The organism is Micromonospora sp. IBHARD004 (genome assembly GCF_052814115.1).
Map to the genome: position 1 here is coordinate 4,378,957 of NZ_CP199934.1, position 12,695 is coordinate 4,391,651.

Below are 12,695 nucleotides of genomic sequence, written 5' to 3' on the forward strand. Positions count from 1 at the left end.
CGTACGCCGGCGGCGGCCCCGGGGTCGGGGTCGCCGCCGCCGGCTCAGTCGCGCAGCAGGTCGGCGTGGGCGGCGCGGAGCCGGGCGAGCGCCGGGTCGCCGGCCGGGGCGCGGCGGTCCAGCTCGGCCCAGACCTCGGCGAGGGCGTCGACGAGCGCACGCCGCTCGGCGGCGTGCCGCCGGCTGCTCTGCCGGTGCTGCTCCTCCAGGCGACGGGACCAGCCGGCGCTGATCGCGGCGATCCGCTCGGAGTCGGCCCGGGTCTGCGTCGCCGTGCGGGCGGCGGAGGCGGGCACGATCGCGGCGATCGGGCGGGGGTCGCCGTCGCGGGTGACCACGGTGACCGTGTCGGTCAGCTCGGCCAGGGCGACGAGCTGGGTGAGCCGGGTGCGGACCTCGCGCAGCGGCAGGGCGCGCGGCTGGGGGGACCGGTCGGCCAGTGCGGGGGCAGCCATGGACACATGTTCACGTCCGGGTACGACAGAATTCCGCCGCGTACTGCAGCGGGTAAGGTCCGGTCCACCCTGTACCAGGTGCCGCTGACCTACCGGGACACGCCGTTCGACGACGCGGCGCTGGTGGCCACCGCCGGGCACAGCGTCCTGGGCACCCGCTGGATCCACGATGCCACCGCCGACCCGGTGTGGGTGGCCGAGCTGCTGCGACTGGTGGCGACCGGGGGCGTCTCCGAGCCGAGCGGGAAGCGCGGGGTCGGCCCGGCTGAGGCGCGCGGCCGGCGGCTCTCGGCGGACCCGCTGTCGGCGGAGTCGGTCCGGATCGAGCTGCGTCGGGTGCTCACCCCCGGTGGGGAGCCGCGCGACGCGGACGCGCTCGGCGTGCTGACCGGCACCTGGCATCCGGACGGGCCGGACTCCACGCCGGTCGACGGGTGCCTGGCGGTGCTCCGGGCCGCGACCGACGCCGGCGAGACGGTGTAGCAGCGCGTCAGGGTTTCCATTCCGGGGCCAGCACCGACCAGACCTCCATGTCGGCCCGGCCGGTCGGCCCCGGGGCCGCCTCGCGGAGGACACCGTCGCGGCGCATGCCCAACCGCCGGGCGACGGCGATGCTGCGGTCGTTGCCGGCCTTCGTCACCCACTCCACCCGGTGGATGCCGCGCTCCCGGATCGCCCATTCGATGATCACGCGGGCAGCGCGGGTGACCAGGCCCTGCCCCTCGGCGCCGGCCTCCAGCCAGCAGCCGGCCTCACAGACGCCGGCGGTGGTGTTGAAGGAAACGAAGAGAACGCCGCCGACCAGGGTGCCGCGCTGCCAGATGCCCCAGATCCCGCCGTCGTCGCGGGCCCACCGGTCGGCGTAGTTCTGCAGGACCTTGCGGGCGGAATCGGCGTCGGTGGCCACGAAGGACGCCCCCACCCAGGGGGAGATGTGCTCCCGGCACCGGTCGAGGTTGGCGAGGAACTCGTCGGAGCGCCACGGTTCGAGCGGCCGCAGCTCGGCGCCGTCGGTCAGGGGAAGAGCGAACATCCGAGCAACCTAATGCGCTTTCCGCCGACGCGCACACCGGATATCCGGAGCACCGGCGGGCCTGCGGTCAGCCGGCGGTAAGTCGCACGTCCGCCCCACAGCCGGACGGTGGTCGGCTTGGCGGGCAGGGCGGACACCCGCCACCGTCCGTCGGCGTCGGAGCACTCCTGCTGTTGGAAAGGAACGGTGTTGGGATGTCGGTCGGTCGTCCTACCGTGTGCGCCGTGAACGCCGTCCAGACGTACCGATACCTCCAGCCGTCCGCGTTGCGCGCCGCCGGTCTCGACCTCCAGACCTGCGGCGGCCCGGCGGCCAACCCGCGCTTCTTCTCCGGGTTCCTCACCACCCCCGCGGCGGCGGCCGCCGGGCTGCTCGCCGTCGCCGAGGTGGCTCGCACCCGCTACCACCAGCCGGTCAGCCCGGCGAGCCTGGACCCGGTGGTGACGGGCAGCCGGGACCGGTTGCGCTTCGAGTCCTTCTCCGGCTGCTGCGGGGTGTACGCCCGGATGGACGTGCTACCGGCCGGCTTCGACGGCGAGGTCGTCGGGCACGGCACCACCAACGTCGACGTCAACCCGCCATTGCGGGAGGCGTTGGCCCGGGTCGGCGGGATCGAACCGCTGCACGTGGCCGTCGGCCCGGACGACCTGACGATGTCCACGATGGACGGCGCGGTGGTGGAGCGGAAGGTCCCGCTACCGGGGCGCTGGCTGCGCGGCTTCGCCGAGGTGCAGGTGCTCACCGCGGCGTTCGAGCCGCGCGCCGAGATCCCCGCCGCGGGGGCCGCTGCCTTCCTGCGCCGGCTACCCGGCGGCACCGCCCGTTCGGTGCTCTGGGCGGTGCCCGCCGGGCGTACGCTCCGGCTCACCTCGCGACCCGTGCCGGGCGCCGTCTGCCTGGCCGGCGCGGGCCGGCTCGCGGCGCTGCGCGGCCTGCTCCGGCACGCGGGCACGCTGCGGGTGTACGGGCCGCCGGTGCGGGCCGGCTCCCCCGCCGTGCCGAGCACCTGGGTGCTGGACACCGGGGCGCTGCGGCTGTCGCTGACCCTCTCCCCCGAGCCGTACCGGGGGTTCTCCGGTGAGGGAGCAGCCCTGCTCGCGCTCGCCGGTGACGAGGTGGTCGACGACGCGGAGCTGGTCGGCGCCCTGCTCTCCTGGGACCCGACGATCGACGTCGCCGCGCTCGCCGACGCGGCCGGGCTGCCCGACGACCGGGTCCGCGCCGCGCTGGCCCAGCTCGGCACCGCCGGGCGGGTCGGCTACGACGTGGCCGAGGGCGGGCACTTCCACCGGGTCATGCCGTACGACGCGGGGCGGGCCGAGCGGGACAACCCGCGCCTGGTCGGCGCGCGGGTGCTGGTCGAGCGCGGCGCGGTCGCCCGGGAGGGCGAATACGCCACGGTACGCAGCGGCGACGAGGTCTACCGGGTGCGTCGGCTGCCGGACGGGGCGTACACCTGCTCCTGCCGGTGGTGGGGGCGGCACCGCGGGCAGCGCGGGCCCTGCAAACACGCCCTGGCCGTGTCGATGGTGGCGGCGCCGGCGGAGGTGGGGGCGTGACGGACTTCTTCGAGTCCCTGATCCGGGGCGACGTGCGCGCCGTCCGGTCGGTGCTGAACGGGCTGGACGAGCCGGCCCGCCGGGCGCTCGGCGACGAACTGGTCGCCCACGTCCGGCGGCGGCGCGACAACTGGTGGTGGGGGAAGGAGGCGACCGCGCTGGCGCTGGCGGCCGTCGGCACGCTCAGCACCGCGACGAAGGCGGCGGCGCTGCTCGGCCGGCGGTCGGTCATGCTGCGGGACGCCGACCCGGAGCCGGTGGTCGCCGTGGCCCGGCAGCGGGGCGTGACCTGGCTGGCCGACCTGGCGTACAAGCTGGCCGACCGGATGCGCCGCAGCGAGCCGTGGGAAGGCTGGCACTTCACGGCGGGGCTCCTGCTGGCGGAGAAGGTGGCGCCGCCGCCCGGGGACGCGTTCGTCGCCGGCTGGGCGTACGCGATGTGGTGGCAGCGGCCCTCCGGCCAGCAGCAGCCACCCCTGCTCGACCGGCTGCGCGCCGACCCGTTCCTGGACGTGCTGCTGCCCCGGCTGTTCGAGGTGGACGGCGTCGGAGCCGACCTGACGTTCGGCGGCGACCGGCAGGCGGCACCCCGGGCCCTGGCCGCGCTGGCGGCGGAGGGGCGGGTCGACCGGGCGGTCCTGCTGGACGGGGTCCTCGGTCGGCTGCTGCGCGGGGACCGGCCGGTCGCGCTGCGCCCGTTCCTGGCCCTGCACGACCTGCTGACGCCGACCCCGGAGGAGGTGGCGGCGCGGGCGAGCGCGTACCTGCGGTTGCTCGCCGACGGGCCGGGGCCGGTCGCCACGACGGCGCTGCGGACGCTGCGCGACCCGGGCGACGCCCTGGAGCTGGAGTCCCTGCTGGACGCCGCCCGGGCGGTGCTGACCCGGCCGGAGAAGGCGCTGGTGCGGGCGCAGCTGTCCTGGCTGGACAAGCTCGCCCGGCAGCAGCCGGACCGGGCGGCGGAGATCGCCGCCGCGCTCGCGGTGGCCGCCGAACACCCGGCGGCGGACCTGCGGGACCGGGCGGTGGCGCTGGCGCAGCGGCACGGGCACCGGCCGGTCCGCTCCGTCGCGGTGACGGTGGCCGGCGACGAGCTGCCTCCCCCGGCGCCGGCGGCGGCCGTCCCGCCCCCGATCGCCGAGGTGGACGAGCTGGTCGAGGAGGTGTCGGCGCTGCTCGGCCGGCGCTGGCCGGCGCTGGCGGTCGAGCGGGTCCTCGACGGGCTGGTCCGGTTGGGCACCACCGACCGGGACCGGTTGGAGCCCGCGCTGCTGCCGGTGCTGCAACGCCACCAGGTCGGCGCCTTCGACCACCCGTGGGCGGTGTTCAACCTGTCGGCCCAGTTGCACGGGGTCCTGCTGGCCGCCGCCGCCCCGGCCGAGGCGGCGACCCGCCGCGACCAGTGGGCCGGAATCCTCACCGAGTCCCGCCCTCGGGCGCTGCGCCCGTTCCGGGGCCGGCCGGCCGGCGAGCCGCCCCGCCGGTCCGCGTTGGCGCAGGTGTACTGCGCCCGGCTCGCCGAGATCGGGCAGCGGTTGGACGGGCGGGACGATCCCGGCCTGCTCGCCGTGCCCACCTCGGCCACCGGCGCCCTCGACCCGACCGCGCTGTACGACCGGCTGGCCGCCCTCGGCGGCCGCCCGGTCTGGCGGTGGGACCTCACCCAGGCGCTGCTGCGGCTGCCCGCCGGGGTGGACGAGGCGCTGGCGGCGCGGGCGGCGTCGCTCGGCACGCCGGCCGGCGCCGAGCTGGCCGGCTGGCTTCGGGGGGACGTCCTCCCGGCACCGGTCCACCGGGTGGTGACGGTCGGCCGGCGGGAGCGGATGGGCGACTACGACTTCCGGTACGACCGCATGCCGGAACGGCGGACCGTGGTCGCCACCACCCCACCCGACGGCGTGGCCGACCCGCTCGGGCTGCTCACCGTGCCGGCGCACCTGGTCGGACGGGGGCACGGCGGCTGGGGCGACCTGTGGCCGGCCCTGCTGCCCGGGGACCGAGGGCTGGTCGCCGCGCATCTGCTGGCCGAGGTCGCGAAGGCGGCGCAGGAGGACCTGCGGGAGGGTGCCACGGTCCTGCCGGTGCTGGCCGAGTGCACGGGCGCGGGCGGCCCGGCGCTCGACCTGGCGCTGGCGTACGGGCTGTGCGCCCGGCACGAGGTGGACCGGGTCGCCACGCTCGACGCCCTGCTGATGCTGGCGGCGGCCGGGGACCTGGACGCGCCGGCCGTGGGCGTGCAGCTCGGCGCGCTGGCGGCGGACGGCCAGGTGACGCCCGCCCGGGCGGCGACCCCGCTGCGCGACGCGGTCGCGGCCGGTGCCCGGCTGAGCACCTGGCGGCTGCTCGCCGCGGCGCTGCCGGCGCTGCTGGCCGCGCCGACGCCGCCCCGGGGCACCCCGGACCTGCTCACCCTGGCCGCGGAGACCGCCACCGCGACCGGGGTACGGATCGAGGTGCCGGGCCTGGCCGACGTGGTGGCGCGGGGCGGCGGGAGCCGGCTGGTGACGGAGGCCCGCCGGCTCACCACCGCGCTGGGCTGACGGGCCGCGACGCGGGCCGGCCGAGCCGGGACGCGGGCGTGCACTCCGGGGCCGGCCCGGCAGAGCGGGCGCAAAGCGTCGGGGCGGTCGGCCGGGCCGGACGACCGGATCCCCGCTTGTCTCTACGAACTTGACGACGTGAACGGATCGCGCCGAGTTGATCCGTTCACGTCATCAGGTTCGTAGCGGGAAGAACAGGAACCGGGCGGTGAGGCGGATCGGTCAGGGGCGCATCTCGTACGTCCCGGAGAGCGCGGCCACCCGCTCCCAGACCCGGGCGGTGCGCTCGGCGTCCCGCACCGGGCGCCGGACGTGGGCCAGCGCCCAGGCGGCCTGCTCCTCCGTGGTGGCCGCCTTGCCGTGCAGCTCGGTGGCGTACCCGGAGAAGTCCCGGACCAGGAGGTCGAAGATCTCGTCCAGCAGGTCTGCGTCGAGGCCGGTCAGCTCGGCCTGCTCGAGGATCAGCTGGCCGTAGACGACCAGGGCGAAGAGCTGGCCGAGGGCGAGCAGGAAGTCCAGGTCGCGCTGCTGCGCCTCGTCGGGGGCGTGCGCGGCGAGCAGCGCGCAGAGCCCGTCGGCCTGCTCCCGGAACCGGGCCACGTTCGGCACCTGCGCATGCGCGTCGTACGCGGCGCGCCAGTCGTGGAAGCGGATCGCGCCGAGGCCGCGGGCCGGGCCCTGCCGGAAGAGGAACTCATCGTCGGCCGGGTCGTGACGGGTCGGCACCGGCGGGTGGCCGGTCGGCTGGAACAGGTAGTTCGCCATGAACTTGAGGATCAGCGCCAGGTTGACGTGCACCGTCCCCTCCAGCTTCGGCAGCCCCCGGATGTCCTTGGCGGCCTTGTCGAAGTAGGTGTCGGCCTCGAATCCCTTCGCGGCGATCACGTCCCAGAGCAGGTCGATGACCTTCTCGCCCTCGGTGGTGACCTTCATCTTGGTCATCGGGTTGAACAGCAGGTACCGCCGGTCGTCCGGGCCGGCCGAGCGGAAGTAGTCGACCGCCCGGTCGCTGAACAGCTTCATCGCGACCAGGCGGGCGTACGCGTCGGTCAGCTCCCGGCGGACGTGCGGGAAGTCGGTGACCCGCCTGCCGTAGAGGACCCGGTTGTGGGCGTGGGTGACCGCCTCGTACATGGCGTGCTCGCAGATGCCGATGGAGGCGGTGCAGAGGTTGAACTTGCCGACGTTGACGGTGTTCAGCGCGGCGTCGAAGGCGGCCTTCCCGGTGTGCAGCACGTCCTCGGCGCGCACCGGGTACTCCTCCAGCCGGAACTCGCTGACGTACATCTGCGCGTTCACCACGTTGCGCACCAGGTGGTAGGCCGGGTGCCGGCTGTCGGCGGCGAAGAAGACGTACCCGTCGGGGCCCTCGACGTCGGCCCGGCGGCCGAAGACGGAGACCAGCCCGGCGACGTTGCCGTTGCCGATGTAGTACTTGCCGCCGGTGGCCCGGAAGCCGCCCGCGCCGTCCGGGGTGAGCACCATGTCGGTGGAGTAGATGTCGGCGCCGTGCGGCCGTTCGGAGAGGCCGAACGCCATCACGTGCCCCTGGTCGAGCAGCTCGGCCGCGTGGGCCCGGGCGGCGGCGTTGCCGCTCTGCCAGACCGGACCGAGGCCGAGGACGGTGACCTGCCAGGTGTACCAGTAGCCGAGGCCGTAGAAGCCGAGGATCTCGCTGAGCGCCGCGTTGCGCGCGGTGTCCCAGCGCTTGTCCGGGTCGCCGCCGCCGTCCGCGGCCGGGGTGAGGAAGGTGGCGAAGAGGCCCTCCTTGGCGGCGAAGTCGAGGAAGTCGCCGTACCAGTCGCGCCGGTTGTAGCTGTCGACGAGCGCCTGCTTGCCGCGCTGCTCGAACCAGTCGACGGTGGCGCGCAGCAGCCGGCGGGAGGGCTCGTCGAGGTGGGCGGGGTCGTAGGTGCGCGGGTTGAGCAGCAGCGGGTCGGTCACGGGGTCGCCTTCCTGGTCGGGGGGTCGAGGTCGCGGAGGGTGGCGAGGACGTCGTCGAGCCAGGCCAGCACCATCCGCTCGTACGCGATGCCGCCGCGCAGCACGACGTGCTGGAGCGACCCACGGGCGTCCAGCGCGTCGGGGTCCGGGAAGTCGCGGCGCTCGCCGGCCAGGTAGCCGGCGAGGGTGGCCTCGTGGTCGGCGCGGTACCGCTCGACCTCGGCGACCAGCGCGGCGCGGCCGGCGGGGTCGTCGAACGCGGCCCCGCGGATCTTGACGGCCAGCTCGTGCCGGACCGCCTCCGGCTGCACGGGGGCGCGCAGCCAGGTGATCAGCGCGGCCCGGCCGGCCGGCGTCGCCGACCAGACCTTCTTGTCCGGCAGCCCGTCCTGGCCGATCTCCTCGCCGACGATCCAGGCGTCCGCCGCCATCCGCTTGAGCACCCGGTAGATCTGCTGGTGGGTGGCGGTCCAGAAGCGGCCGATCGAGCGGTCGAAGCGCCGGGCCAGCTCGTACCCGGAGGCGGGCCGCTCCAGCAGCGAGACCAGGATGGCGTGCTCCAACGACATGCCGAGCATCCTGCTATGCAACTCGTTGCATAGCAAGACAGGGCTCAGATGACGAAGTGCGTCCAGTAGGTCAGCCAGACCACGAAGAGCGCCCCCTGGAGCACGGCGAGCGCGGCGGTCAGCCAGGTGTCGAGGGTGGCCCGGCGGGCCCAGCGGGCCAGCACCAGGCCGGCCGGGAACGCGGCGAGCAGGTAGCGCAGCAGGCTCTTGTGCACCGGCGGGCCCATCGACAGCGGCACCAGCACCACGATCACCGTGTAGACCAGGTACGGCAGCTCGGCCCGGCGCAGCCCGGCCAGCACGACCACCAGGACGGCCACGGCACACCAGACCCGCAGGGCGTCGGCGCTGTTCTCCCCGGTCAGCGCCGCGTACGCCACCCGGAACGGGTTCTGCACGCTGATCCCCCAGCCCCGCTCCTGGGTGTGCTTGTACGCGTACCAGTCGCCGGACTGCCAGCGGCAGAACGCCATGAAGGTCAGCCAGCCGGCCGGCACCAGCAGCAGCGGCCAGCCCCGACGCAGGTAGCGCCGGAGCGTACGGGGGTCGAGCCGGTAGCCGTGCTGGCGCAGCAGGACCAGGGCGAGCGGGACGACCACCAGGAAGCCGACCGAGCGGCTCAGCGCCAGGAAATAGCCGACGACCCCCACCAGCAGCCAGCGCCGCCGCTCGGCGTACCAGAAGGCGGCCAACGCGAGGCAGAGGAAGAGCGACTCGGTCAGCGCCGCCTGAAACAGGAAGGCGGTCGGCAGCAGCAGCAGGTACCGCACGAACCGCCGACCGGCCGCCGGGTCATCGCCGCCCGTCGCGTCGGCGCCGAGCAGCCGGGCGCCGAGCTGGTGGGCGTAGTAGAGCTGGAAGATCAGGGCGAGGTTGCTGATCAGCAGCAGGGCCCACGCGGTGTGCCCGCCCAGCAGCGGCGCGACCGGCCGGGCCAGGAACGGGTAGAGCAGCGGGAAGCCGAAGTCCCGCCACGGCCGGTCCAGCGGGAGCCGGGCCAGGTGGTCGTAGAGGAACGAGTCCCAGGCGAACCAGAGCGAGACCCACCGGTACGGCGAGACGGCGTCCTGCTGGTCCCGCATCATCATCTCGTCGGCGGGCGGCGCGCCGGGCACGCCGTCCCAGGCGCTCAGCGCGATCACGCCGACCAGGCTGAGCACGACCTTCGACCCGACGAAGACCGCCAGCACGAAGCCCCACGGCGCGGGCACCCGGGCGGCGAGCCGGGACAGGCCTCGGCCAGCGCGGCGAACCCGGACCCGGAGCTCCGGCCTCTCCGTGGCGGGACCGCCGGCCACGCCGGCCGCTCGCCCGTCCACCATCCGTCCCCCACGCCTCGCCCCGCCCGCGACCGCCCCCCGGGGCGCGAACCGTCGCCCCGCATTCCCGCTCCCCGACCGTTGACACCTGCCCTCGGGCGGCGATCGTCCGCACGTCGCCGACGTTGCGGGGTCCGGCGGCGCCTGATGGCGCGATGGCGGCGAGCCGGCGTCGATCTCGCGGAGGACCGGGACGGGCGCGGGCGGCGGAGGCGGGGCGGCGGACGGGCCGGGGAGCGGCGAGAATCGCGCCGCACGGGCAGGTGAGATCTTGGGCAGACCGGGTAACCGCGCTGCCGCAACTGACCGGACGGCGGCGGAGGGCTCGGAGAGCATGGGCGAGAAGAACGGCACCGTCGTCATCGGCGCCGGGCCGGCGGGGCTCACCGCAGCCTACGAGCTGCTCCGGCACGGCGAGCCGGTCCGGGTCTTCGAGGCCGACGACGTGGTCGGCGGAATCAGCCGCACGGTGGAGCGGGACGGCTGGCGCTTCGACATCGGCGGACACCGGTTCTTCACCAAGGTGTCCCGGGTCGAGGACTTCTGGCACGAGATCCTGCCGGACGAGGACTTCCTGCTCCGGCCGCGGATGAGCCGCATCTACTACCGCGGCGCGCTCTACGACTACCCGCTCAACGCCGGCAACGCGCTGCGCAACCTCGGCATCGTCGAGGCGTTGCGCTGCGTCGGCTCGTACGGTCGGGCCCGGCTGCGGCCACCGAAGGACCAGTCGCACTTCGAGGGCTGGGTGTCGGCCCGGTTCGGCTGGCGGCTCTACTCGATCTTCTTCAAGACGTACACGGAGAAGGTCTGGGGAATGCCGGCCGACCAGCTGCAGGCCGACTGGGCCGCCCAGCGGATCAAGAACCTGTCGCTGTCCAAGGCGGTGCTCAACGCCCTCCTCCCCCGGCGCAACCGGAAGGACGTCACCAGCCTGATCGAGGAGTTCCAGTACCCGAAGCACGGGCCGGGGATGATGTGGGAACGCTGCACCGAGCAGGTGGAGAAGCGAGGCGGCTCGGTGCGTACCGGCACCTGGGTGACGGCCGTGCACCGCGACCCGGCGGCCCGGCGCGCCACCGGCGTGACGGTGGCCGACGCCGACGGCGAGCGGACCGAGCCGGCCGACCACGTCATCTCCTCGATGCCGATCTCCGCGCTGGTCCGCGCGATGCGCCCGGCCGCCCCGCCGGTGGTGCTGGCCGCCGCCGACGACCTGCGCTACCGGGACTTCCTGACCGTCGCGCTGGTCGTCCCGGAGGAGTTCTCGTTCCCGGACAACTGGATCTACGTGCACGACCCGGCGGCGAAGGTGGGGCGGATCCAGAACTTCGGCTCCTGGTCGCCGTACCTGGTCAAGGACGGGCGGACCTGCCTGGGGCTGGAGTACTTCGTCTTCGAGGACGACGAGATGTGGCGTACCCCGGACGCGGACCTGATCGCGCTCGCCACCGCGGAGCTGGAGCGGCTCGGCCTGGTCCGGCCGGGCTGCGTGGAGGCCGGCCACGTCGTCCGGATGCCGAAGGCGTACCCGGTGTACGACGAGCGGTACCAGCACAACGTGGACGTCATCCGGGGCTGGCTGGCCCGCGAGGTGCCCAACGTGCACCCGGTCGGGCGCAACGGCATGCACCGGTACAACAACCAGGACCACTCGATGCTGACCGCGATGCTGACCGCCGAGAACATCGCCCACGGCGCCGGTCACGACGTCTGGACGGTCAACGTGGAGCAGGACTACCACGAGCAGAGGGCCGCCACGCCCAGCGCGGACGGGCGGCACGGCAGCGGACGGGACGCGCCGATCGTGCCCGCCCACCCGGTCGGGCACGGACGGGTCACGAAGACCGCGACGGCCAGGCCCGTGGCGGCGCGCCGGCCCTGAGCCGAGGGCACCCGCCGGCCTTCCCTGCGCGGGCCGTCGCCCGACGGGCATCCCGCGTCCGCCCCGGCCGATCCGGCGGCCGGTAACGAGCGCACGTGAGCGTGGTCATAACGACTGGACGATCGGGGCGGCGCTGCTGCTAGCCTTCTCGGCAGGTCATGAGCGCCAGCGTCAAGCCCCGGCTCGCTGGCCGGCAACCCTCCTCCGCGGTGGGGTGCCCCGGGTGAAGACCAGGCACCGGCAGCACGCCGGTGCAAGCGTGGCCTGGTACCCAGGTCATCACCGACCCGAGGGAACCATGTCTGCTCATCCTCGCGCCCCGCTCACCGACGATGTCGCGTACCCGGCCGGCTTCGCGCTGGTCAAGCGCCGGCACGTCGACCTGATGCGGGTGTGCAGCGACCGCTGTCGCCGCGCCGACGCGCGCTGAGCGCCACCACCCCCTTCCTCGAACCACCCACTCCGGCTCGCCCGCCCCGGGCGTGCCGTCGGCGGCGTGCGTCCACGCCGCCACGCGACCCTGGAGACACCTGTGCGATTCCTTCCTGCCCTGACCCGAGTCGCCGCGCTCGGCGCCGCCGCCGTGCTCGCCGCGACCGGCCTCACCGCCTGCGGCGACGACGCCGCCACCAGCGAGGCCGCCAACCCGTACGGCCTGCTCCAGCCCGGTGTGCTCCGCGCCGGCACGCTCACCGACGCCCCGCCGAACGTGTACCTGAAGGACGGGAAGTTCACCGGCTTCGACAACGATCTGCTCACCGCGGTCGCCGCCAGGGCGGGCCTGAAGGTGGAGTTCGTCGGCACCGACTTCTCGGCCTTGCTGTCGCAGGTCAACAACCACAAGTTCGACGTGGGCAGCTCGTCGATCACGATCACCGAGGCGCGGCAGAAGACCGTCGACTTCGGCAACGGCTACGACTTCGGCTACTTCGGACTCGACGTGCCGGCCGGCTCCCCCATCACCAGCTTCGACCAGCTCGCCGGCAAGCGGGTGGTGGTCGTGCAGGGCACCGTGCAGGACGACTACGCCACCGGCAAGAACCTCAACCCGGTGCGGGTGCCCGACTACAACGGGGCGCTGAACCAGCTCAAGGCCGGCACCGCCGACGCGTGGATCGCCCCCGCCGAGATCGGCGAGAAGTCCGCCGCGGACAGCGGCGGCAAGATCACGGTTGCCGCCAAGCAGCTCAGTCCCGCGCCGACCGCGTACGCGTTCGCCAAGGGCAACGACAAGCTGCGCGAGGCGCTGAACAAGGGCCTGGACGAGGTCATCGCCGACGGCACCTGGACGGAGCTCCAGGCGCAGTACTACCCGGGCCGGCCGGTCCCGGCCGACTTCAAGCCGGGCAGCGGCAGCGTCCCGGCGCCGTCGGCCTCGGCGGCTTCCTGAT

General features: G+C 74.6%; 11 protein-coding genes and 1 riboswitch. Of the genes, 6 read left to right on the forward strand and 5 right to left on the reverse strand.

From position 1 onward, the window contains the following. Positions 1 to 44: 44 nt before the first annotated feature. Positions 45 to 455: a type II toxin-antitoxin system Phd/YefM family antitoxin gene (locus ACTWO6_RS21340; RefSeq protein ID WP_446215588.1), complete on the reverse strand. Its 411-nt coding sequence runs from the start codon at positions 453 to 455 to the stop codon at positions 45 to 47. A gap of 78 nt (positions 456 to 533) precedes the next feature. On the opposite strand from ACTWO6_RS21340, the gene ACTWO6_RS21345 reads away from it, so the two are divergent. Then, positions 534 to 938, forward strand: a complete 405-nt coding sequence (locus ACTWO6_RS21345; RefSeq protein ID WP_446215589.1) for a maltokinase N-terminal cap-like domain-containing protein — start codon at positions 534 to 536, stop codon at positions 936 to 938. A gap of 7 nt (positions 939 to 945) precedes the next feature. Here ACTWO6_RS21345 and ACTWO6_RS21350 read toward each other — a convergent pair whose 3' ends face one another. Then, entirely contained in the window at positions 946 to 1,488 is a 543-nt protein-coding gene (locus tag ACTWO6_RS21350; RefSeq protein ID WP_446215590.1) for a GNAT family N-acetyltransferase, read from the reverse strand. A 224-nt stretch (positions 1,489 to 1,712) separates the two neighbouring features. Between ACTWO6_RS21350 and ACTWO6_RS21355 the strand changes: the two genes are divergently transcribed. After that, positions 1,713 to 3,047: an SWIM zinc finger family protein gene (locus ACTWO6_RS21355; RefSeq protein WP_446215591.1), complete on the forward strand. Its 1,335-nt coding sequence runs from the start codon at positions 1,713 to 1,715 to the stop codon at positions 3,045 to 3,047. Next, positions 3,044 to 5,587 (forward strand): hypothetical protein, encoded by a 2,544-nt coding sequence (locus tag ACTWO6_RS21360; protein WP_446215592.1) that lies wholly within the window; start codon positions 3,044 to 3,046, stop codon positions 5,585 to 5,587. The genes ACTWO6_RS21355 and ACTWO6_RS21360 overlap by 4 nt, the downstream gene beginning before the upstream one ends. A 222-nt stretch (positions 5,588 to 5,809) precedes the next feature. Here ACTWO6_RS21360 and ACTWO6_RS21365 read toward each other — a convergent pair whose 3' ends face one another. Genes ACTWO6_RS21365 through ACTWO6_RS21375 form a run of 3 tightly spaced genes read right to left on the reverse strand, consistent with a single transcriptional unit; the run spans position 5,810 to position 9,422 of the window. Continuing rightward, complete coding sequence (locus tag ACTWO6_RS21365; protein WP_446215593.1) at positions 5,810 to 7,531, reverse strand: acyl-CoA dehydrogenase family protein; 1,722 nt, start codon at positions 7,529 to 7,531, stop codon at positions 5,810 to 5,812. Further along, complete coding sequence (locus ACTWO6_RS21370) at positions 7,528 to 8,100, reverse strand: PadR family transcriptional regulator (RefSeq protein ID WP_446215594.1); 573 nt, start codon at positions 8,098 to 8,100, stop codon at positions 7,528 to 7,530. Before ACTWO6_RS21370 ends, ACTWO6_RS21365 begins: the two co-directional genes overlap by 4 nt. 44 nt (positions 8,101 to 8,144) lie before the next feature. Further along, positions 8,145 to 9,422, reverse strand: a complete 1,278-nt coding sequence (locus tag ACTWO6_RS21375) for a hypothetical protein (RefSeq protein WP_446215595.1) — start codon at positions 9,420 to 9,422, stop codon at positions 8,145 to 8,147. Between the two features lie 331 nt (positions 9,423 to 9,753). Between ACTWO6_RS21375 and ACTWO6_RS21380 the strand changes: the two genes are divergently transcribed. The 3 genes from ACTWO6_RS21380 to ACTWO6_RS21390 all read left to right on the forward strand — a co-directional run bounded on the left by ACTWO6_RS21380 (position 9,754) and on the right by ACTWO6_RS21390 (position 12,694). After that, entirely contained in the window at positions 9,754 to 11,304 is a 1,551-nt protein-coding gene (locus tag ACTWO6_RS21380) for an NAD(P)/FAD-dependent oxidoreductase (protein WP_446215596.1), read from the forward strand. Between the two features lie 154 nt (positions 11,305 to 11,458). Further along, a riboswitch (SAM riboswitch) is annotated at positions 11,459 to 11,570 on the forward strand. Between the two features lie 32 nt (positions 11,571 to 11,602). Continuing rightward, positions 11,603 to 11,734 (forward strand): hypothetical protein, encoded by a 132-nt coding sequence (locus tag ACTWO6_RS21385; RefSeq protein WP_446215597.1) that lies wholly within the window; start codon positions 11,603 to 11,605, stop codon positions 11,732 to 11,734. Positions 11,735 to 11,836: 102 nt separating this feature from the next. Further along, positions 11,837 to 12,694 carry an ABC transporter substrate-binding protein gene (locus ACTWO6_RS21390; RefSeq protein ID WP_446215598.1) on the forward strand — a complete coding sequence of 286 codons (858 nt, stop codon included), beginning with the start codon at positions 11,837 to 11,839 and terminating at the stop codon, positions 12,692 to 12,694. Position 12,695 lies beyond the last annotated feature (1 nt).

Excerpts from the sequence above, each read along its gene's own strand:
- ACTWO6_RS21370 (WP_446215594.1), bottom strand. The coding sequence starts at position 8,100 with ATGTCGTTGGAGCACGCCATCCTGGTCTCGCTGCTGGAGCGGCCCGCC.
- ACTWO6_RS21385 (WP_446215597.1), top strand. The coding sequence starts at position 11,603 with ATGTCTGCTCATCCTCGCGCCCCGCTCACCGACGATGTCGCGTACCCG.
- ACTWO6_RS21340 (WP_446215588.1), bottom strand. The coding sequence starts at position 455 with ATGGCTGCCCCCGCACTGGCCGACCGGTCCCCCCAGCCGCGCGCCCTG.
- ACTWO6_RS21375 (WP_446215595.1), bottom strand. The coding sequence starts at position 9,422 with ATGGTGGACGGGCGAGCGGCCGGCGTGGCCGGCGGTCCCGCCACGGAG.
- ACTWO6_RS21350 (WP_446215590.1), bottom strand. The coding sequence starts at position 1,488 with ATGTTCGCTCTTCCCCTGACCGACGGCGCCGAGCTGCGGCCGCTCGAA.
- ACTWO6_RS21380 (WP_446215596.1), top strand. The coding sequence starts at position 9,754 with ATGGGCGAGAAGAACGGCACCGTCGTCATCGGCGCCGGGCCGGCGGGG.